General features: G+C 50.3%; 16 protein-coding genes. 3 read left to right on the top strand and 13 right to left on the bottom strand.

From position 1 onward, the window contains the following. Window positions 1–75: 75 nt before the first annotated feature. Window positions 76–2,265: a primosomal protein N' gene (locus DBY95_RS05910; RefSeq protein WP_107723711.1), complete on the top strand. Its 2,190-nt coding sequence runs from the start codon at window positions 76–78 to the stop codon at window positions 2,263–2,265. Window positions 2,266–2,345: 80 nt separating this feature from the next. Here the strand turns inward: DBY95_RS05910 and DBY95_RS05905 are convergent, their stop codons facing one another. The 3 genes from DBY95_RS05905 to DBY95_RS05895 all read right to left on the bottom strand — a co-directional run bounded on the left by DBY95_RS05905 (window position 2,346) and on the right by DBY95_RS05895 (window position 4,501). After that, the gene (locus DBY95_RS05905) at window positions 2,346–3,008 is read right to left on the bottom strand and encodes a hypothetical protein (RefSeq protein ID WP_107723710.1); all 663 of its coding nucleotides are present in this window, start codon (window positions 3,006–3,008) and stop codon (window positions 2,346–2,348) included. Window positions 3,009–3,343: 335 nt separating this feature from the next. After that, window positions 3,344–3,682, bottom strand: coding sequence for an iron-sulfur cluster insertion protein ErpA (erpA, locus tag DBY95_RS05900; protein WP_003680162.1), 339 nt, complete (start codon window positions 3,680–3,682; stop codon window positions 3,344–3,346). A 132-nt stretch (window positions 3,683–3,814) separates the two neighbouring features. Next, window positions 3,815–4,501: a S24 family peptidase gene (locus tag DBY95_RS05895; RefSeq protein WP_003680158.1), complete on the bottom strand. Its 687-nt coding sequence runs from the start codon at window positions 4,499–4,501 to the stop codon at window positions 3,815–3,817. A 261-nt stretch (window positions 4,502–4,762) separates the two neighbouring features. On the opposite strand from DBY95_RS05895, the gene DBY95_RS05890 reads away from it, so the two are divergent. Further along, on the top strand, window positions 4,763–5,038 hold the full coding sequence (locus DBY95_RS05890; RefSeq protein ID WP_003748371.1) for a hypothetical protein: 276 nt from the start codon (window positions 4,763–4,765) through the stop codon (window positions 5,036–5,038). Window positions 5,039–5,118: 80 nt separating this feature from the next. On the opposite strand, the gene argC is transcribed toward DBY95_RS05890, so the two are convergent. The 4 genes from argC to DBY95_RS05870 all read right to left on the bottom strand — a co-directional run bounded on the left by argC (window position 5,119) and on the right by DBY95_RS05870 (window position 13,228). Beyond that, complete coding sequence (gene argC, locus DBY95_RS05885; protein WP_107723709.1) at window positions 5,119–6,165, bottom strand: N-acetyl-gamma-glutamyl-phosphate reductase; 1,047 nt, start codon at window positions 6,163–6,165, stop codon at window positions 5,119–5,121. A gap of 383 nt (window positions 6,166–6,548) precedes the next feature. Further along, complete coding sequence (locus DBY95_RS05880) at window positions 6,549–8,252, bottom strand: ABC transporter ATP-binding protein/permease (RefSeq protein ID WP_107723708.1); 1,704 nt, start codon at window positions 8,250–8,252, stop codon at window positions 6,549–6,551. A gap of 133 nt (window positions 8,253–8,385) precedes the next feature. After that, window positions 8,386–10,593 (bottom strand): TonB-dependent siderophore receptor, encoded by a 2,208-nt coding sequence (locus tag DBY95_RS05875; protein WP_107723707.1) that lies wholly within the window; start codon window positions 10,591–10,593, stop codon window positions 8,386–8,388. 430 nt (window positions 10,594–11,023) lie between these two features. Beyond that, window positions 11,024–13,228 (bottom strand): TonB-dependent siderophore receptor, encoded by a 2,205-nt coding sequence (locus DBY95_RS05870; protein WP_107723706.1) that lies wholly within the window; start codon window positions 13,226–13,228, stop codon window positions 11,024–11,026. Between the two features lie 321 nt (window positions 13,229–13,549). Between DBY95_RS05870 and serB the strand changes: the two genes are divergently transcribed. Beyond that, window positions 13,550–14,380 (top strand): phosphoserine phosphatase SerB, encoded by an 831-nt coding sequence (serB, locus tag DBY95_RS05865; RefSeq protein WP_107723952.1) that lies wholly within the window; start codon window positions 13,550–13,552, stop codon window positions 14,378–14,380. A gap of 71 nt (window positions 14,381–14,451) precedes the next feature. Here serB and lpxH read toward each other — a convergent pair whose 3' ends face one another. The 6 genes from lpxH to rpsT form a co-directional block, all read right to left on the bottom strand. Beyond that, window positions 14,452–15,162 (bottom strand): UDP-2,3-diacylglucosamine diphosphatase, encoded by a 711-nt coding sequence (gene lpxH / locus DBY95_RS05860; protein WP_199903870.1) that lies wholly within the window; start codon window positions 15,160–15,162, stop codon window positions 14,452–14,454. 151 nt (window positions 15,163–15,313) lie between these two features. Further along, window positions 15,314–16,699 carry a PIG-L deacetylase family protein gene (locus tag DBY95_RS05855; RefSeq protein WP_107723704.1) on the bottom strand — a complete coding sequence of 462 codons (1,386 nt, stop codon included), beginning with the start codon at window positions 16,697–16,699 and terminating at the stop codon, window positions 15,314–15,316. A 239-nt stretch (window positions 16,700–16,938) separates the two neighbouring features. Further along, window positions 16,939–18,747 (bottom strand): aspartate--tRNA ligase, encoded by a 1,809-nt coding sequence (aspS, locus tag DBY95_RS05850; protein ID WP_107723703.1) that lies wholly within the window; start codon window positions 18,745–18,747, stop codon window positions 16,939–16,941. Between the two features lie 64 nt (window positions 18,748–18,811). Continuing rightward, complete coding sequence (locus DBY95_RS05845; protein WP_101756094.1) at window positions 18,812–19,513, bottom strand: DUF502 domain-containing protein; 702 nt, start codon at window positions 19,511–19,513, stop codon at window positions 18,812–18,814. A gap of 152 nt (window positions 19,514–19,665) precedes the next feature. Beyond that, window positions 19,666–20,805 carry a phospholipase A gene (locus DBY95_RS05840; protein ID WP_107723702.1) on the bottom strand — a complete coding sequence of 380 codons (1,140 nt, stop codon included), beginning with the start codon at window positions 20,803–20,805 and terminating at the stop codon, window positions 19,666–19,668. Window positions 20,806–20,974: 169 nt separating this feature from the next. Further along, complete coding sequence (rpsT, locus tag DBY95_RS05835; RefSeq protein WP_107723701.1) at window positions 20,975–21,238, bottom strand: 30S ribosomal protein S20; 264 nt, start codon at window positions 21,236–21,238, stop codon at window positions 20,975–20,977. Between the last annotated feature and the right edge of the window lie 167 nt (window positions 21,239–21,405).

Below are 21,405 nucleotides of genomic sequence, written 5' to 3'. Positions count from 1 at the left end.
TGTATTGAGGCTCAATTTATCGTCTGAAAATAGCTTTCGGCTGTTAAAATACGAAAAAATGATTTGATTGTTTGTATGTTCTACCACCGTATTGCCGTAAACGTGCCGCTTTCAGACGGCCTTTTGACTTATTCCTATTCCAAGCCGCTTCCTCCGGGAACGCGGGTACTCGTGCCTTTCCGCAATAAAACCGTTGTTGGGATTGTGTGGGAAACGGATATTGCGCCCGATATGGATACGGCGCGGATTTTGAGCGTTCAGACGGCCTTTGTGGAAGAAAAGCCGTTGCCTCAAGGCTGGCGTGATTTGTTGGCGTTTACGTCGCGTTATTACCACTATCCGACCGGGCAGGCAGTATTTACCGCATTGCCGCAGGGTTTGAAGGAAACGCGCGCGGTGGAAATGCCGCAGCCGCCGTTGTTTTACGCTTTGAACGAAGCGGGTAGGGCGCAAACGCCGCCGTCGTCTCGGTTCAACAAAAAAGCGGCTTTGTGGAGCGCGCTGCTGTCGGGCGGGATGACGATGGTGGCGTTGAAGCAGGTGAATGCGCAGGCGGCGAAGTTAATCGAAGATTGGGCGAAGCAGGGTTGGATTGAAACGATGGAAGCGGCAAAGTCCGTTTTAGAGTCGTGCCATGGGCAGGCTTCGCACTCTGAATTTGTGTTGAATGCCGACCAGCAGAAGGCTTCCGATGAAATTCAGACGGCCTTTGGTAAATTTCAGCCGTTTCTGCTGTACGGCATCACCGGCAGCGGCAAGACTGAGGTGTATTTCGATGCGATGGCGAAAGTGTTGGCGCAGGGGCGGCAGGTGTTGTTTCTGTTGCCAGAAATCAATCTCACGCCGCAGCTTTTGAAGCGGGTGGAAAACCGTTTTGCCGACGTGCCGACCGCCGTGTTGCACAGCCAGATGGCGGCAGGCAGGCGCACGCAGGATTATCTGCGTGCCATGTTGGGGCAGGCGAAGCTGGTGATCGGCACGCGGCTGGCGGTGTTCACACCTTTGCCTGATATCGGGCTGATTGTGGTCGATGAGGAACACGACGGCTCGTTCAAACAGGACAACGAATTGCGCTACCATGCCCGTGATTTGGCGGTGTGGCGGGCGAAGCAGAGCGGCTGTCCCATCATATTGGGCAGCGCCACGCCTAGCCTAGAGAGCTGGCACAAGGCGCAAAGCGGCGCGTACTGCCTGCTGCAACTGACCGAGCGCGCCCATGCTTCCGCGCAACTGCCGCAAGTGGATATCCTCAACGTAGGCCGTCTGAAACTCGACAACGGCTTCTCGCCGCAAGCCTTGCAGCTTTTGAAACAGAACTTTGAAGCAGGAGGTATGTCGCTAGTGTACCTCAACCGGCGCGGTTTTGCGCCCGCGCTGTTTTGCGGCGACTGCGGTCATACCTTCGGCTGTCCAAACTGTTCCGCCAAAATGGTGCTGCACCAACGCGCCCGCCAACTGCGCTGCCACCACTGCGACCACCGCGAACCCATTCCGTCCAAATGCCCCGACTGCGGCAACCAAGACCTGACCGCCGTCGGACACGGCACGCAGCGCGTCGAAGAAACACTGCGCACCTTCCTGCCCAAGGCCGCCGTCGTCCGCGTCGATAGGGACAGTACGGCGCACAAAAACGACTGGGCGGATTTGTACCGCCGCATCGCCGACAACGAAATCGACATTCTGATCGGCACGCAGATGCTTGCCAAAGGCCATGATTTTGCGCGGCTCAACCTCGTTATCGTGTTGAACGCCGACGGCAGCCTGTACAGCGCAGACTTTCGCGCGCCGGAAAGGCTGTTCGCCGAGCTGATGCAGGTGTCCGGCAGGGCGGGGCGCGCCGACAAACCCGGCAAGGTGTTGATACAGACCCAACTGCCCGAACATCCCGTCTTCGCCGCCGTTAAAGCGCAGGACTACGCCGTGTTTGCCGAAAACGAATTGAAAGAGCGGCAAATGTTCGCCATGCCGCCTTTCGGTTTTCAGACGGCCGTCCGTGCCGATGCGCCGCGCGTTGCCGATGCGATGGAATTTCTCAACGCCGCCAAAGAAACCCTGGCCCCGCTTTTGCCCGAAAGCGTCTCTCAGTTCGGCGCCGCACCCATGCTGATGGTCCGCCTCGCCGAACGCGAACGCGCGCAAATCTTCCTCGAATCCCCGTCCCGACAGGATTTGCACCGCGCCGTGAGTTTATGGGTGCAAGTGTTGCAGCAAAACCGCGATGGTAAAATCAGATGGTCAGTGGACGTTGATGTGCAAGAGGCTTGATTGAAATGATTCAATCAATAAGGAAATAAAAGGCCGTCTGAAAATCTGTTTTTCAGACGGCCTTGAGTTTTGAAATCAGGTTAGAAGAATTTTGCAGCGATATAGCCGAGTGCAAGCAGACTCAAAACGGCGAATACGATAGCCATTGTAAGCAGAAATTGTGTTTTCTTCCTTGCTGCAAGTGCGGCCAGCTCAGGATTTTGGCCTAACTCTTCGCGTAGTTGGGATTCCAATTCAGCACGGATTTTCTTGCGCAGCTTTTTCTCTTCCTGCTCGCGTTCATATTTGAGCTTGTGGGCAATTTCGGTTTGTTTTTTATGCTCGAAAGAGATTTTTTCCTGCCATTCAATGCGCTTGCGCTGGATGGCCAGCTCATTTTTTTCTGTCAAATCAAAGTGGCAGGTTTTACATTCCTGTGCGTCGAGTTCGTCGATAATCGTCATGCAGACTGGGCATTGGATAGGGTCGGGAGTGTTGACTGCCAACACGGGTTCTTCTTCGACTGCTTCCAACTCCATAGCCTGACGGACGATTACGTCCAAACCCAAATAGCTGAAGTAATGCTGCGCATTTTCGCGCTCGTCTTGGGTACATTTTTCGGCCACAATGGCTTGCGGACGCTCGGCCAAGGCTTGAATCAGGCTCTCGACTTCGTTTTCATACAGGCAGGCATGGATGCGCTCCTTATCCGTGTTCGGCGGATAGGAAACATATACGTCGAAAAATTTTTCTTGTTTGCTCATTGATATCCCATGAATATTTCGACTGCGTCAACCAAATGGGTTGGGCCTGAGGTTTTGTTATTGTGTTTGAGCTGTTTTGGCTTGCGATGCAGGCAAAAACAGAGGCCGCAGTCTTAGGCAGACCGGATAGGAGGTGCCTTTGTGTCGTTAATCGGCTGGACAATGATTTTTTATTTATATGGCAATATGCATGTCCAATGTTATGTCTATTGTAGAGTAAATATTCACGCCCGATATTATTATTATAAGATAAATCCAATATTGTTTAAAATAAATTCACACAAAAGGCCGTCTGAAGATACAGACGGCCTGTTTTTCATGAAGAAACGGATTATTTATACGGAGAAGGACGAGCCGCAACCGCAAGTCGTTTCGGCATTCGGATTGCGGATGACGAATTGAGAACCTTGCAGGCTTTCGGTGTAGTCGATTTCTGCACCAACCAGATATTGGTAGCTCATCGGGTCGACCAAGAACGTCAGGCCGTTTTTCTGGATTTCGAAATCGTCGTCGTTTTTGATTTCATCAAAGGTAAAACCATATTGGAAGCCGGAGCAACCGCCGCCGTTGACAAATACGCGCAATTTCAAATCGGGATTGTTCTCTTCGGCGATCAGGTCGGCAACTTTGGTGCAGCAGCTGTCAGTAAAGATAATAGGGCTTTCGTCTGACATGATGTGATTCCTTTTATATGAATATTTTTACTATTGTCGCGCAAACCGTTAGTCAAGGCAAGTTTGTGCAGACAGGGTCTGCCAGCTTACATGGAGGGCATGGCAGAAATTTCAAGCACCAGTATGTCAGATTTAGATGCTTCTGCCAAACCATTCTACACGGCCGATGATGGCAACGTCGTCGGTCGGGTTTTTCAAGTCGATTTCAAAAGTAGGGTAGGCTTCGTTGGCGGAAATGACGTTGACGATGCCGCCGGGTATCAGTTGCAGGCGTTTGACTAAAAGGTTTTCGTTGAGGCGCAAAACATAGAGGCCGTCGCGCGGCGTGGTTTGGCCGTGGTTGATGAGGATGGTGTCGCCATCATTAAGCACGCCTTCCATCGAGTCGCCTTTGACTGAGATAACGGAAAGGTTTTTGATGTCGCGCGTCACATAATTTTCTATCCAATAGCGTCGGAACGCCATGGCGAACATGGGCTGTTCATCGCCGACGAGCTGGCCGTGTCCGGCCGCTGCTTGGATGTCGTAACGCGGTACGAAGACAAATTCGTCTATATCGACAGGGTTGCCCAGTGTGTCGGTTGCCGTGGCTTTTGGGGCTTCGGAATCGGGGAAGGGAGAACCTTCGCCTGTCAAAAGCCAGTCTATGCTACAGCCTTTAAGTTGTTTGATTTTTTTTAGCGTTTCCGATTTCGGCAGGCCGCCTTCGTTCCAGATACGGCTGAATCCGGCGATGGTCATATCGATGTCGGCGGCAATTTTGGCTTGGCGGGCTTCATCTTTCCATAAGAAAGCCAGGCGGTCTTTAAAGGTATCCATGTTTATGCCTTTATGGAGGTATGTTTTTTATATGGTTTGGACGATTTGAGTGTATTTTACCTTAGTTTTTATAAAATTGTAAGAAAAAAATTACTCAATCTAAGAAAAAGTATTGCATATTTTATTTTTTCTTAGTATTATTCGTTTTGTCTTAGATAAATCGATATTTCTAGTTTTATATTTGATTTTTCTTAGTTTAGTTTTATTTGGTTTAGTTTTTCTGATTTAAACCTGCTATATGATTATGATGAGAGGTGTGAAATGACTCGTTCGCGTAAAAATATTTTTTGGGTGCTGCTGGCGTTGGTGCTGGGTTTTTTTGCCCTGCCTTTCGGATCTTCGGAAGCGCATGAAGCGGACGGTAATTTGACGGCTTCGGAATGCGAACGCTTGGGCAGCTTGAGTTTGGATCAGATGGACGGCAGGCTGCTGGCTTTTGCGAAAGAATGCGATATGGTGGAGGCTACCCACGATTGGGAGCAACAGTACGGCAACTTGAATGAAGAAGAAATGCTTGCCGGCGTGGTGTATGAGTGATGTTTGTGAATGAATCGATAAAGGCCGTCTGAACGATCAAAGTTTCAGACGGCCTTGTGTTTTTAATAAGGATGGCTGGCTTAAGGCATTAATGGTGCATTAGTCAGGCCGGTGGTTTCGGGCAGGCCGAACATAATGTTCATATTCTGCACGGCTTGGCCGGCTGCGCCTTTAACCAAGTTGTCGATGACGGAAAGAACAATCCACACATCGTCTTGTTCGGGCGCTCTTTGAACACTGATACGGCAAAGGTTGGCGCCGCGCACGCTGCGGGTTTCAGGTGTCGAACCTGAAGGCAAAATATCGACAAAAGGACTGTCGCGGTAGTATTCGCGCAGCAAAGCTTCAGGATCGGTATGTTCTTGCAGGTGCAGATACAGGGTGGCGTGCATACCGCGTATCATCGGAACAAGGTGTGGCACGAAAATCAGGCCGTCTGAAACATGGTCTTGCAGTCCGGACAGGGTTTGTCGGATTTCAGGCAGATGGCGGTGGCCGCCGACGCCGTAGGCTTTGAAGTTATCGCCAGCTTCGCACAACAGGGCGTGGGTGCTGGCTTTGCGGCCTGCACCGGAAACACCGGATTTACAGTCGGCAATCAGAGGCGCGTTGGCTTTCAGACGGCCAGCCTGAAGTAGTGGCAATAAGGGCAGGGAAACGCAGGTAGGGTAGCAGCCCGGATTGGCCACCAACATGGCTTTGGAGATGTCGTCTTTGTAAAGTTCGCACAAGCCGTACACCGCTTGGGAAACAAGTTGCGGCGCGGTATGGGTCATTTTGTACCATTTTTCCCATGTGGGGATGTCGCGGATGCGGAAGTCGGCAGACAGGTCAATCACGCGTACGCCTTTTTCGACAAGGGACGGTGCTTCTTTCATGGCTACGCCGTTGGGCGTGGCAAAGAACACGAGGTCGCAACGGTTAAGCCCGGCATCTTCAGGCGTTTGGAATGCAATGTCGTAAATGCCGCGCAGACTGGGGAAGTAGTCGGCAACCGCAATACCGGCTTCGCTTCGGCTGGTGACGGCAGTGACTTCTGCGTTGGGGTGGCTGCTGAGCAGGCGCAACAATTCGACGCCTGTATATCCGGTTGCACCGACAATACCAATTTTAATTTTTGTGGTCATGGTGTGGCTCCTTTGTAGGGGTAACAATGCGTTTGATTATATAGTAATTAATTGCAGTCGGTCAGCGGTGCTTGTGCCAAGCTTTGCAATAGACAGTTAAACAGGCCGTCTGAAATATGGGATTAACGACATCATGGAGAGGATTTCAGACGGCCTGAGCGTTTGGAAAACGCAGTTTGCGGTTCGATTTGTTTGTTGATTTGTGGTGGGTGTTTCGTCTTTATCCTATTCATACAAACATAAAATAAAAACGCAAAAAAATGCCCCCGGGTTGGAGAACCGGAGGCAAGTATCCAAGGAGTAGCTCTCATCAATAAGAACTAGTTACTTGGTACTATATCTCTTGTTAGGATTGAAAGCAAGAGTTTTGCACATTTTAACATTTAAATAATTTTTTCATTCAAATTCAGTGAGCTATCAAACAGGGCTTTAATCTTGGGTTGGTGGCTGATGCCGATGACCAAAGTATCGGGCAAATGTTGCTTGAGGGTCTGCATTAACATCAGGGCTGATTCATCATCGAGATGGTTGGTGGCTTCATCTAGGAACAGGATTTGCGGTTTGTGCAGCAGTGCGCGTGCAAGGCTGAGGCGTTGCTGTTCGCCGCCGGAAAGGATGCCGTGCCATTCGTATGAAGTGTCCAAATCGGTCATCAACGTGTGCAACCTACCCGTGGGGCTGCTTAAGCCGACTTGTTCCAAAACGGTTTGAATCAAATGGTCGTCTTGGCAGGCCGCATAGGGATAGCTGACAGTTTGACGCAATGTGTCCGCAGGCAGGTAAGGGCGTTGCGGGAAGAACAGGCGGTTGCCTTCGAGGGAAAAACTGCCGTGATAATACGGCCATAAACCGGCAAGCACGCGAAGCAGCGTGGATTTGCCGATGCCGCTTCGACCTTCAAGCAATACCCATTCCGGAGAACGGGCTTGGAGGTGAATATCAGTAAGCAGGGGGCTGCCGGTTTGGGTGTGGACGGTGAGGTTTTGCAGGACGACTTTGCCGCTATGATGCGGCAAATCTGTTTGGTGTGACTGAAGGGAGGGGCTTTTTTGTTCTGCTTGTTCCAAGGCCGTCTGAAAACCGGAAAGCCGTTCGATGACTGCTGCCCATTCAATCAGGCGGCGGTATGCATCGGTAAACCAGCCGAAACTGTCTTGAACGCGGGCAAACGATGTGCGCGTCTGCATCATGTCGCCGAAGGTCATGGTTTTGGCGAGGTACATGGGCAGGGTGGCGAGGATGGGGATGAAGATGCTGATGCGCACATAGGTCGCCCAGAAGGTTTCTTGGCGGAATTCGCAGTTGGTCAGCCGTCGCCAGTTGTCGCGGATGCGGAGGTAACGTTGTTTCAGACGGCCTGTTTCCGCTTCGCCGCCGTTGTAGAAGGCGATTTGTTCGGCATGGTCGCGTACACGTAAAAGGGCTGCGCGGTAGTCGGCTTCGCGGTGCTGGCGGTCGATGTTGAGGTTTTTCAGTTTGCGGCCGACAAGATGGGCGATGACGGTGCTGAAGATGGAATAAATCAGGGCAACCCAGACGAGGTAGCCGTGTATGGTGATGTTGTGTCCGCCGATGTTGAAGGTCTGCACGCCGGAGAGTGTCCACAATACGGCAACGAACGCACTGAATTTGGCAATATTATTGATGAAGGAGCGAAAGAGGCTGATGCTTTTGTCGGCAAGGAGGTAGATGTCTTCGGCGATACGTTGGTCGGGGTTGTCCGGTTCGCCTGTCAGGCGCAGGCGGTAGTGTTTGTGGCCTTCGAGCCAGTTTTTTTGAAATTGATCGGTCAGATGGGTGCGCCAACGGAAGATGAGGCGTTTTTGCAGCCAGTCGCCGCAGACGATGCAGCCGATAATCATCGCCATGTAGCCGAGGTATTCAACGATGAGCGTGGGCATGGATGCGCCGTCAAACGCGGCCAGCGCGTCGTAGAAGCGTTTGTCCCATGCGGCAATCCAAACGCTGATGGTGATGGAGAATAGGGTAAACCCTATCAAAACGGCGAGCATCAGCCATTGGAGGCGACCGTGTGCCCCTGACCAAAAAGGGCGGGCAAGGTAAAAGAATTTTTTGAGCGTATTCATGATGAATGCTTGTGAATGCGTGCGAATGGCCGTCTGAAAGTGAAATTGTACTTTCAGACGGCCTTTTTATCAGCAATAGTTGGTTTATGCTTTTAAAAAATGAGCGGTCAACCCGTGCTTGCTATGCTGCTATTTACATTTTCCATTTTAGGCTGAACACGGCATTGCGCGGTTCGCCGTAGAAGTTGCCGCTGTTGGCGGCACGGCTGTATTGGTTTTCGTAGTAGCGTTTGTCGGTCAGGTTGTTGATTGCCAGTCCCAGTTGCAGGTTTTTGCTCGGACGGTATTGGACGTTGGTATTCCAAATGGTGTAGCCGCCTTGCTTGATGGAGCCGTAGGAATTGGAGGTTTTGCTGCTGCTCTTCAAGCCAAGACCGACCGTCCATTTGCCGTCATCCACCGGCAGGACATAGCTGGTATAGAGGCGGAACATATGCTTCGGCGTATGGCTGCTGAAGTTGTAGCCTTTTCGGCGCGATTCAACATTGCCGGTAACGCTGCTGCGGTTGGTGCTGCGGTTGAAGGTGTAGCCTGCGTAAACTTGCCAACGGTCGGTCAGGCTGCCGGAGATTTCGGCGTCCAGGCCGCGGCTGCTTTGGTTGAGCGGTTCCCAGTAGGCGTGCGGTTTGGCATTGACGCGTTGATTGTTGTTGTCTTTATCGGTGCGGTAGAGGGCGACGGAGGTATTCAGACGGCCTTCGTTCCATTCGCCTTTCCAGCCGAGTTCGTAGTTGCGTCCCATAATCGGAGGCAGCAGGTTGTCGTTGTAGTCGCGGTTCATCGTTTGTTTGAAGATGGACGTATAGGCGGCGTAAACGCTTTGTTTAGGCGTGATGTCGTAAGTGATGCCGGCATAAGGAACGAAGCGGTTGCGTTTGAGCGAGTCTGATGAACCTGCTACCCCGTCTTTGAGGTCGCGATCCCAATAGAAGTCGCGTTTCCAGCTGGTATAGCGTCCGCCTGCGATGATGTGCAGTTTGTCGGTAGGATTGATGCGCGCGCCCAAACCGAAGGCATGGGTAGTATAACGGCCGTCGCCGCCACGGGCTTTGGCTGTGGCAGAATCCCAATCGGGTTTGGCTTTCTCGCTGCCGTTAAAGGCATCTGCGTCATAGGTACTGCTGTCATCAAACCAGCGGTTGCTTGAGTTCACGTTCTCTTTGGAATAGCTGTGCATGAAGAAGAGGTCGTGATTTTGGCCAAAAGCGAAGATGCGGCCGGTCAGGTTGTTTTGGAAAGTGAACTGGCGGTTGCCTGCATCGTAACGGTCGAAGCTGTATGTGGTTCCCAGGCCGTCTGTACCGATGCCGTTACCTGTGCCGCCCAGCGTGTAATATTCTTTTGAACTGGTGTTTTTACGCCAGTCCAACTTGCTGCTCAGTTTCCAGTTGTCGTTGAAATAATGTTCAAACTCGGCAAAGAGATTGTATTTTTTCAGGCGGGCTTCGTTCCAATCCGCACCAAGATAGCGGCTGCGTTTCCACTCTTTGCCGTCTGCACGCATAGGCAGGCCGTCAGGATCAGGTGTTTCAGTTTGGTTGAGATAGCTTGCGCCCCAGGTAAGTTTGCTGTTGTCGCCGATGTCTTTGTCCATCACGCCATACAGAAGGATGTCGCGGCCGCTGGATTGGTCTTTGAAAGTTTTGTTACTGCCAACCGAGCCGACAAAGCGTCCGCGCAGGCCGTGCTCTTGGCTTAAGGCACCGGATGCATCAAAGACGCTGTTTACTTTGCCCCATGAGTTTGCCATCAAATCGGCGGAAAGCTGGCGTTTTGCAGTCGGCTTTTTACGGACGGCGTTTACCGTGCCGCCGGGTTCGTTGTTTGCCTGTGTCAAACCTGCCGCACCGCGCACTACTTCAATGTGGTCGTACATTGCCATATCGGTTGCACTGGTCGGGTCGCCGGCCGGGCCGCTTAAGCCGAATCCGCCGGGTGAGCCGAGTTGCGTGGCAATGCCGTCTTCTTCAAACTGTTCGATAAAATAGCCGCGCGACATGAAATGCGTGCGTCCGCCGCTTTTGAAAACATTGATGCCCGTAGCGTTTTGCAACGCACCTTCTAAGTCGGTGATGCCTTGGTCTTCAATTTGTTTTTTAGTAATGACGCTGACAGATTGGGGAATTTCCCGCGGAGAGAGGACCAGCCCCGTGGTTGAGCGCAGGGCGGATACTGTGTAGCTGTTTTGACTTTCAGTGCGCAAGCTTTTGTTTTTGCCGACAACGGTAACTTGTTCCACTTCAGCCTGTTGTACTTCTTCGGCAGCCTGCGCGGCTTGGGGCAATGCGGCAAGGCAGAGGGCAAGTGTGCTCAGTTTGAATAGTTTTTCAGAATGATGCATTTGATGAGGTCCTTGATAAAGAAAGATCTGTTTGTTTTTAAATATTGGCGGCAATATCTGTTTAAATTGAGCAGTTATTTTTTATAATCCGTTTTGTTTTAAAAATTAAATTTAAATCTCCGAATCATTTTATTTGATTCAATTTCGATTTTGCCAAACCATCGGGTCAAAAAAAGGTTGCCGCCGGAAAGGGAGCCGTTGGCAACGAATGGAGGTGGTAATGCAATGAAAGCTAGATACAAAGGGTAGTATCAAACTAGCTATAAATAACTATATCGAAACGGTGAAAAAAATCAACAGGAATTTTTTTCGGTTGAGAAAATTTTTTAGACTGTTTGCTTTATATCAAGATTTAAAAAAAGGTTTGATTGGAAAAGGCCGTCTGAAAACGGAAAGAATCGGTTTCAGACGGCCTTTGAATCAAGTGGGATTAGAACTTGTAATCGACTTTGAACATGACGTTGCGCGGTTGGCCATAAATATTGTTAATGCCCATTGTGCGAATACGGTGGTTTTCATAGTAGCGGCGGTTGCCCAAATTGCTGCCGATCAAACTGAGGTTGAGATTTTTGGTCGGTGTGTAATGAACATCGGCATTCCAAAGCAGGTAGCCGCCTTGGCCTACATTCCACAAACTGTTGGTTTTGCTTTGTACGGTCATGCCGCCGCCGATGGTCCATTTACGGTCGGTAAAGGGGAGGCGGTAGCTGGTGTACAGGCGGAACATATGTTTGGGCGTATGTTTGCTGAAGTTTGTGCCGATGGGGTAACGCGCCCCTTCACTTTCTTTATATTTGCTCATATTGAAAGCGTAGTTTGCCGATATTTTCCAATCTTCGGTGAGGTCGCCGGAGAGTTCGGCTTCAAAGCCGCGGCTTTGAACTTTGCCAATGGCCTGATATGCCCATTCGCCCATAGCGTTGCGTTTATCTAAATCATACGGACGGTTTTTTTGAATGATTTGGTAGAGGGCAAACGAGCTGTTGAGCCTGCCGTTGCCGAACCAGTCGGATTTGAAGCCGATTTCGGTATTGGTACCGGTAATCGGGTTCAGGAGGTTGTTGTCCATATCGCGGTTGGTCTGCGGTTTTTTGATTTGGGTGTAGTTGGCATAGATGCTGTGGTTTTTGTCGACATCGAATGTAATGCCCAAGTAAGGGACAAGGCTGGATTTTCGGTATTCGGACAGTTTGCCTGTTTTGCGGTTGTCGAAGTCGTATACCCAGTGTGTGTAACGCAATGCGCCCAAAATGTGGAGTTTGTGCCAAGGGGTAAAGAGAACGCCTGTCGATACGGCATGGTTGGTGATGGTACGTTCGGTATCGGTATAGTTGGCGTTGCCGCTTGTCCAATCGGTGCGCGCCACGCTCTTCCAGTAGTAATCGAAAATATTGTATTCGTTAGAGGTACGGGCTTTCCATAGGTTGTAGGAGCTGTTGTTTTCCCGTGAATAAGTGTAGTTGGCAAATGCCTGCTGTTCGTTGCCTAAGGCTTGGAATTTGCCGGATACGCCGGTTTGGAAGGCAAATTGTTTGCCGGTATTGTCGTATTTTTGGATGTTGTCGGTTGCACCGGTAAAAATACCGTTCTGTCCGATGCCAGCGAACCTGCCGCCTGTATTGGCTGCGGTGGCGAAGTTTTGGGCGGATGAAGAACGGTTGTAGTTGAGCTTGCTGCTCCATTTCCAATTGTCGTTGATTTGATGGTCGAATTCGGCAAAGACATTGCGTTTGTAAAAGCGGATTTGATTCCATTCCGCGCCCAGATAGGTATCTCTCGGAAGGTTAAGGTCAAAGCCATTGCCCATCGGTACGCCGTAAAAATCGGGTGTTTCTTCGGTGCGTTGGTACAGGCCGCCAAGTGTGGCTTTGCTGTTCTCGCCGATATCGGCCTCTAAAATCCCGTACAGCATTTGACCTTTGGTTGGGTTTTTGTCTTGGAAAGTTTTATTGCGTGTCAGGCTGGAAACCAAACGGCCGCGGACGCTGTGACTGCTGTTTAAACTGCCCGATACGTCGCCGATCAGGCTTGCTGCGCCGAAACGGTCGGCCATAAAACTTAAGGTTGCCTGCGTATTGGCGGTCGGACGTTTACGTACGGCATTGATTGTGCCGCCGGGTTCGCTGTTGGATTGGGTCAGGCCAGTCGGACCGCGGACAACTTCGATATGGTCGTAGATGGCCAGATTGCTCATGCTTTGAGGGTCGTTGTACGGGTTGCCGGACGAACCTGCAACGGTAGTGGATAAGCCGTCTTCTTCAATTTGATCGATGTAAAAGCCGCGCGACTGATAACGCCAACGGCCGGAATCGGGAATCACGTTGATGCCGGTTGTGGTTTTTAAGGCTTGTTCCATATTGGTCATGCCTTGGTTATCCAGCTGCGTTTTGGTAATCACGCTTACCGACTGCGGCGTTTCTTTCGGAGACAAGGCAAGCCCGGTGGTGGTGCGCATGGCAGAGGTGGTGTAAGAGTCGCGGTTTTCGGTGCGGGTGGAACGGTTTTTGCCGGTTACATTGACGGTTTGCAGCTCGGCAGTTTGTTCTGGCCGGGGTGTTGCAGTGTTTTCTGCTAAGGCTGCATAAGGCAGAGTGGCAATAATGAGTGCTAATGTTTTAAGGGCTGGGGCGTTCATGAACGTCTTTCTATAATTAAAATTTAATCGAACCAAAATAAGAATAATTATATTTTACGATAATTTTGTTGTTTTGTAATTTAAGAACAAGGTTTTGAGGTTTTTTAGCGGATTTATGTTGTTTCTATGGTTTTTGAAGGTGTTTTTGAAATTAAACTAGCTAAGGGAATCAAGCGACAGGCCGTCTGAAAATTTTCGGGGTGGTTCGGCTATAATGCTGTTTTGGTTTTTTACGGCCTTTGCAAAAATATGGTTTTGTTATTTTAAGCTGAATGTGTACCCGATATGTTTGCAAAGGTTTTGGGGTATGAGGAGAATGAGATGAAGAAATTTTTGGTGTTGCAACATGGAGATTTGGGCGCTTGCGACTGGTCGGCGTTTGGCGGTTTGGTGTCTGCGTCATCAGGGAAGTCGGTATTGCGTGTGCCGGTTGATGATGATTTTGAATTGACGGACGAGATGCGGGCTGCATTGATTGCGCAGCAGATAGATGGTGCGGTGTTGCCGGATGTGGCTTTTGCTGATTTGGGACTGATTGTCAGCGATATGGATTCGACGCTGATTACGATTGAGTGCGTGGATGAGATTGCGGCCGGTGTCGGACTAAAGGATGAGGTGGCCAAGATTACGGAGCAGTCGATGCGCGGCGAGCTGGACTTTGAGCAGTCTTTGCGTAAGCGTGTGGCTTTGCTGGCCGGTTTGGACGAGCGCGTGTTGGAAGAGGTGTACGAGAATGTGTTGCAGCTGTCGCCGGGCGCGGAATTTTTGTTGGAAGCGTGTAAACGGAATGATGTGAAGTTTATGCTGGTGTCGGGCGGATTTACGTTCTTTACGGAACGTCTGCAACGGCGTTTGGGCTTGGATTTCCATTTTGCGAATGTGTTGGAAGTGGAAAACGGCAAGCTGACAGGCCGTCTGAAAGGGCGTATTATCGATGCGCAGGCTAAGACGGATTTGTTGCGTGAATACCGTGAGCGTCTGGGTTTGGCTCCATGGCAGGTGGTGGCGATGGGAGATGGTGCGAACGATATTCCGATGATACGGGAGGCGGGATTCGGCATTGCTTATCGGGCGAAACCGAAAACTGAGGCGAATGCGGATGCGTGTGTGCGCTTTGGTGGTTTGGAGCGGATACGCGGTTGGTTTGCGTAAACCGATTGAGGATATTTGTCAGTCAGGCCGTCTGAACAATCGGGAAACCGGTTTTCAGACGGCCTGATGTTTTATAAGGCGATAAAACGGTAGCCTTCGGCATCGACTTCGAGAATGGAGGCGTAATTGTCGCGCCAGTCACCGAGTACGATGCGAGTGTAGCCGGCGTTGCGATGGATGTTTTCGCGGTGGGTATGGCCGTGGATGAGCAGGGGCGTGTGGAAGTGTTGGACGGTTTCGTGGGTAAAGGCCGGATTGACATCCATGATGTCGGCAGTTTTGTGCTGTTTGTCCTGTTTGCTCTGCTTGCGGATTTTGGTAGCGATGTTCAGTCGGAGTGTGAGTGGTAGGAGCAGGAACAGGCGTTGCAGCCATTTTTGATGGACGGTACGGCGGAATTTTTGATAAGAATGGTCGTCGGTGCAAAGGGTGTCGCCGTGACAGAGTAGGGTGGGTGTGCCGAACAGGTCGATCACGGCGTACTCGGGCAGTAAGGTCATGCCGGTATCGCGGGCGAAGGTTTTGCCGATGAGGAAGTCGCGGTTGCCATGGATGAAATAGCAGGTAATGCCGCGCTCGGTCAGGCTGCGGATGGTTTGTTTGATGGTTTGAACCAAAGGGCTGTTTTCGTCATCGCCGATCCAAAAATCGAAAAGGTCGCCAAGAATGTATACGGCTTGGGCATGAACGGCTTTTTCTTGGATAAATTTCTGGAAGAGTGCGGTCAGTTGAGGATGGGATTCGCTCAGGTGCAAATCGGCGATGAAGTAAATCGGCATGATGATGTGAGGCGTATGGGAAGGGTTTTATTATAACTTGGGTTGTCGCGTTTGGATTTTGGCTGGGTGTTTTTCGTTGTAATGCGGTGATTTTATTGTTTTGATTTGGTGTGATAAAGGCCGTTTGAAACATCTTTTCAGACGGCCTTTTGGTTTATTGGGCTTTGCCCTGATAAGTGATTTGTTTCAGCGTATCTTCTTGGTACAAGTCGCTGATGGGGACGGTATAGAAGAATTCGTTGCTACGGACAAAGCGGTTGACCAAGTCTTTGTCGAGATGGAGGACGTGGTGCCGCAGTTTGTTTAGGCCTTTGAATATCATGGTGCTCCAACGCATATAGCCGTCTGAATTAGGACGGATGTCGTTCATGGCGTCAAGGGCGAGAAGTTTGCGGTTTTGCTCTTCTTTATCCAAGGGATGGGAATAGATGCTTTGGAAGTAAAACGGTTGCTCGGAGGGCGGCGGCAGGCTGAGGGAAGAACCTACTTTGCCGATAGGAAAGTCGTCGCTCAGATAATGTATGGTGTGCAAAAACAGATTGCCACGGCGGTAATCGATTTTGCGCAGGGCTTCGATGGCGGCCAGCGCAGTATGTTGGTGATCGGGATGTGCATCAATATTTGGGGACGGTGTCACGATAATATCCGGCTGGAACGTTTCTATCAGATAGCCAAGGTTGTCCACCAAGCTGTTCCAAGTCGAGCCGGGCTTGAGGTGTTTCGCCAATGAGGAGGTATTGGCATGGCGGAAAATATCGACGTTGGTTGTATCGATTTTGGTCGATTTAATCTCTTTTTCCGGATTTTGGCGCATGGCGGTCAAAGTGCTGTCGAAGTAACCCAGTTGCAGGATGTTTTCAAACGGCACGCCGGCTAAAAGGGGAACGGTCAGGCTGTTCCAAACGCGCATCCGACCTTTTTGCAGATATTGGGCCTGAGTGTCGCAGTCGCACGTGCTATAAAGGTTGCCATAGTGGAAGCTGCCGCCTTCGCTGGCGGTTAAGGTGCAGATCATTGAATTGGCGGCGTGTTTTTCATACAAACCGTATGCGCTTAATTCGGCATCGTCAGCATGAGGCGCGAGAACAAGGATTTTTTTTCCGTCTAGGTTTTCACGCGGATAAACAGAGAGTTCGATTTCTTGATCGGACAAGGTTAGGTATTTGCCTTCCAAGCGGATGGTTTTGTCGCTGTCGGAGAAGGTGTCGCTCAGATTGATATAGCGCACGCCTTTTGCGCCATATTCGAAATATTGCTTCCATTTGCCCTTAGATGAAATGGTTTCAACAAAAGGCAATACCAGCAATCCTGCCCAAGTGGATTTGATACGGATTTTGGCAATAACGGTATCTTGCCCGCTGATAGTGGCAGGTAAAGTCAGGCTGCCACCCTTGAGGGTAGCATGCGCGGTAGAGGGGAGGGAGGGATAGTTATAGTCTTGGTGTGTGTTATAGGCAAACTGTTTTTTGTGAATAATTGAAGTAATAATAAACAACAAAATAAAAAAAGTCAGTATCAGCCCCGTCAGTATCAGAAACATTGTTTGGTTCCTTTATTGTTGTAACAGTCATGATAGTGCTTGTGGAGCTTATTTGTTTGTTTTTCTTACAAACGGTTGTTTTTTATACTCTAACGTCATTAAAGTGAACGTTTAAAATAAAACAGTTTATGAGTTGATTATATATAAACGACTAAAATACAGAAAGGCCGTCTGAAAAATTTGAAAGAAATTTCAAAAATTTCAGACGGCCTTGATATTTTAAAGGTTAAGCCGATAAATTACGCTTCTTTTGTTTCAACTGCTTTCTGACGCAGACGCAGGCTCAATTCGCGAAGTTGTTTGTCGTCGACCACATTAGGTGCATTGGTCAGCAGACATTGTGCACGTTGTGTTTTCGGGAAGGCAATCACGTCGCGGATAGATTCGGCACCGGTCATCAGGGTAATCAGACGGTCGAGGCCGAATGCAAGGCCGCCGTGAGGAGGCGCGCCGAATTTCAGGTTGTCCAAGAGGAAGCCGAATTTCTCTTGTTGCTCTTCAGGGCTGATTTTCAGCGCGGCAAACACTTTCTCTTGTACGTCTGCACGGTGGATACGGATAGAGCCGCCGCCGATTTCCCAGCCGTTCAATACCATGTCGTAGGCACGGGCCAGGCAGTTTGCAGGGTCGGAAACCATCAGGTCTTCATGACCTTCTTTAGGCGCGGTAAACGGATGGTGTACGGCAACGTAGCGGTCGGCTTCTTCATCGTATTCGAACATTGGGAAATCGACAATCCACAAAGGCTTCCATTCGTCTACGAAGTAGCCGTTGTCTTTGCCGTGTTCCAAGCCGACTTTAATGCGCAATGCGCCGATGGCTTCGTTCACGACTTTGGTTTTGTCTGCACCGAAGAAAATGATGTCGCCGTTTTGTGCGCCGGTACGTTCGATGATTTCTTTCAGGGCGTTTTCGGACAGGAATTTCACGATTGGAGATTGCAGGCCGCTGTCTTCGCCATTGGAAAGGTTGCTGACATCGTTTACTTTGATGTATGCCAGACCTTTCGCGCCGTAGATGCCGACAAATTTGGTGTATTCGTCAATTTCTTTGCGGCTGAATTTCGCGCCGTTAGGCACGCGCAGAGCGACTACGCGGCCGCCTTTCATGTCGGCGGCGCCACGGAAGACTTTGAATTCCTCCGTTTTCATCAAGTCGGTCAACTCGGTAAATTTCAAGTTGATGCGCATATCCGGTTTGTCAGAGCCGTAGTAGAACATGGCTTCAGAGTAAGGCATGCGTGGGAAGTCGCCCAAATCTACGTTCAAAGCATCTTTGAAGACTTGTTTGGCCATGCCTTCAGTGATGTCCATGATTTCATCCTCGTTCAAAAACGAGGTTTCCAAGTCGATTTGAGTGAATTCAGGTTGACGGTCGGCACGCAAATCTTCGTCACGGAAACATTTGGTGATTTGGTAGTAACGGTCGAAACCGGCAACCATCAACAGTTGTTTAAACAATTGTGGAGATTGCGGCAGAGCGAAGAATTCGCCTGGATGAACGCGGCTTGGTACGAGGTAGTCGCGCGCGCCTTCCGGGGTGGAGCGGGTCAGCATCGGCGTTTCAATGTCGATGAAGCCTTGCGCGTCCAAGTAGCGGCGAACGCCCATAGCGACTTGGTAACGCAGGCGCAGGTTGCGTTGCATGGTAGGACGGCGCAAGTCGATAACGCGGTTGGTCAGGCGAACGTTTTCGCTGATGTTTTCATCGTCGATTTGGAACGGAGGCGTAGCGGCAGCGTTCAAGACTTCGATTTCTTTGGCAAGGATTTCGATTTTGCCGGAAATCATTTTGTCGTTGGTTGTACCTTCAGGACGGTTGCGTACGCGGCCGGTAATGCTCAAAACGTATTCGTTGCGGGAAGAGTCGGCAGCGGCAAATGCTTCCGGAGTGTCAGGGTCGATAACGACTTGAACGATGCCTTCGCGGTCGCGCAGGTCGATAAAAATCACACCGCCGTGGTCACGTCGGCGGTGTACCCAGCCTTTGACGGTAACGGTTTGGTCTAAGTATTGCTCGCTGATAAGGCCGCAATAGTTGGTACGCATAAAATCACCTTTTTATATTGTTCAATTTGAAAAGAAGGAAAGGCCGTCTGAAAAAAAGAAGACCTTAATTGTTGTGTTCGGTATCACCGTCTTTAGACGGTTTTTGGGCAGGTAGGGCTTTAACCGGTAAGTCGTCCGGCATCACCATGCCCAGTGAAATTACATATTTCAATGCCTGATCCACACTCATGTCCAGCTCGCGAACGTCGCTTTTTTTAACCATGATGTAATAGCCGCCGGTCGGGTTGGGCGTGGTTGGGACGTAAACGGAAATATAGTCGTCATCTTGCGGCAGGCTGCCTTTGAGTTTGGCGGGGATATGGCCGGAAACAAAGGCTATCGTCCAAATGCCCGGTTGCGGAAAGGGAACCAGTACGGGGGTTTTGAACGAGCGGCTGCTGTCAGAGAGCAGGGATTCGGAAACTTTTTTAACGCTGGAGTAGATGGATTTGACGACGGGAATGCGTCCCAAAAGGCTGTCCCACGCGCCTAGAATCCGTCTGCCCAATACGTTGGCGGCAAATACTCCGGTAACGAACAAGACGACTGTGGCGGCAACAATGCCCAAACCGGGTATGTTGAATCCCCAGAAATGCTGGGGCTGCCAGCTTTCCGGCAATAGGCTGATCAGTCTGTCGGCGGCGGATATGATGTAGGTCATCGCCCAGATGGTTACAGCAATCGGCAACCAAACCAGTACGCCTGTAATCAGGTATTTCTTTAAAGCCTTGGCGATTTTTCCGCTTTCGGCTGCGGCTTCTGTCATCTTTGTTTCATTCCGGCAAGTTTTGCCCAAACTTTGCATTATACGCGTTTGGACGCTAGGAAACGAGTATTTTAAACGAATGGCTTGTTTTGTTTTATTGTTTCAGACGGCCGCCTTGATTGCAAAGGCCGTCTGAAACAATATGGGGTCATTTAGATGCCGTCCCAGTCGTTGAACATCAGGCCGAAGCCGATGCCGTTTTGTTTGTGGTTGTAGTCAATCAAGCTTTCGCCGTAGCCGTGGAAGCCGCGGACAACGCCTTTGAGTTTGCCTTTGATGGGGAAAGTATAGGCCGCTTCAACGGCGCCACGTCCGCTTTTCGGATTGTAACGCAGGACGGAATAAACATTTTGTTTGTCATTGAGGCGGTATTGGACTTTTAAGTCGCCATAACCCATGTATTTGTTGATGTCCGGATTGTCATCGTCGTCTCCTTTTTGGTCGAAGGCGCGCATCCAAACCCTGGGAATGACGGTCAGCTTGCCCCATTCCATGCCTGCCATGGCGTAAACCCGGTTCCATGAGCGTGATTCGGGGCGGCTTTGACCGTTGGACTGGTGAACAAAACCTGCGCCGACCATACGCAGTTTGCCGCCAAAAGGCAGGTCTGCTTTAACGGGTTGGGTAATGAAGATTTCGGGCTCGTAGTCGGTGTTGCGGAACGGAGCGGATTTGCGGCCTTGGTTGAAGATTTGCCAGTCGGATTTTTGGGTGTAGCCAAACCATACGTCGGCACGGGTTTTGAATAAATCTTCGGCAATCTTGCTTTTGAAGGAAACCTGCATTTTAGTTTCGAGACGTTTTTGCTCGCTGAATTTTTCCTGTGTGGTTACGCCGCGGCTGGGGGATTCCGGGTAATAGTTGGGGCTGCTGTTGTACCAAACGGGCATGAGGTACATAGGGTTGTGCTCGCGTACGCTCAACAGGCCGCGTGTGTCGTTTTTATCCAAATCGTACATCAGGCTTAAAGGTGTGTAGCTGTCGGCAGTTTCGCTTAATACGTCGTCTGAAATATTCGGATGGGTAGGGTTGTCGAATACGATGGCCGCTTCTTTTTTCTCGATGCTCTTGCGCACGCTTTTTTCGAGGTCAACTGGTGTTTTGACGGTTTCGGTTTGCGCTTGCGGCAGTGGGGATTGAGGGGGAAGTTGCGCCGAGTAGATGTTGTCGTAACACGCCAAACGGGTGGCGTTGTCTTGAATGGTGGTGCAGTGTAGGGCGGTATCGGCGGCAGCCAGTGGGGCGGCGACAATGAATCCGATACTTAGGGAATGTTTCAACATCTTGTTCATGAGAGTTTCCGTTGTTTTTCAGACGGCCTGATGAAAGGGTAAATGGTTTTATTCAGTCGGTTTGGGCGGTGAATACGGCAATGCCCCTGAAAGGCAGGACCTCAGGGGCATCGTATCAGCTCGATTCATCCTGTTTTGATTGTCAGGATTTCCGGCATCTGCGTCAGTATTAAGCCAAAGCTTTTACTTTAGCAGACAGACGGCTTTTATGACGGGCTGCTTTGTTTTTGTGGAATACGCCTTTGTCAGCGATACGGTCGATGACTTTAACGGATTCTTGGTAAACTGCTTGAGCAGCAGCTTTGTCGCCGGTTTCAACTGCTTTCAACACTTTTTTCACAGCGGTACGGAATGCAGTACGCAGGCTGGCGTTGTGGGCGCGTTGTTTAACCGACTGGCGGGCACGTTTGCGGGCTTGTGCGCTGTTTGCCATATTGAATATCTCCTGAAAAATAAATTCTGTAAACGCGCAATTTTAAAGACAGATTTCCTTGTATGCAAGCTTTTTCTCTATAAACGCGCGCAAATCAGCCGTATTTTGCCCAAAAACGACAGCCGGTGCAACGCTTTTGGTAAAAAGATGGTGTTGCTTTGCCTTAT

It is taken from the genome of Neisseria subflava, from assembly GCF_003044935.1.
GTDB classification, from domain to species: domain Bacteria; phylum Pseudomonadota; class Gammaproteobacteria; order Burkholderiales; family Neisseriaceae; genus Neisseria; species Neisseria subflava_E.
The sequence above is the reverse complement of the archived record's forward strand: the minus strand, read 5'-3'. Positions and strand labels throughout refer to the sequence as shown.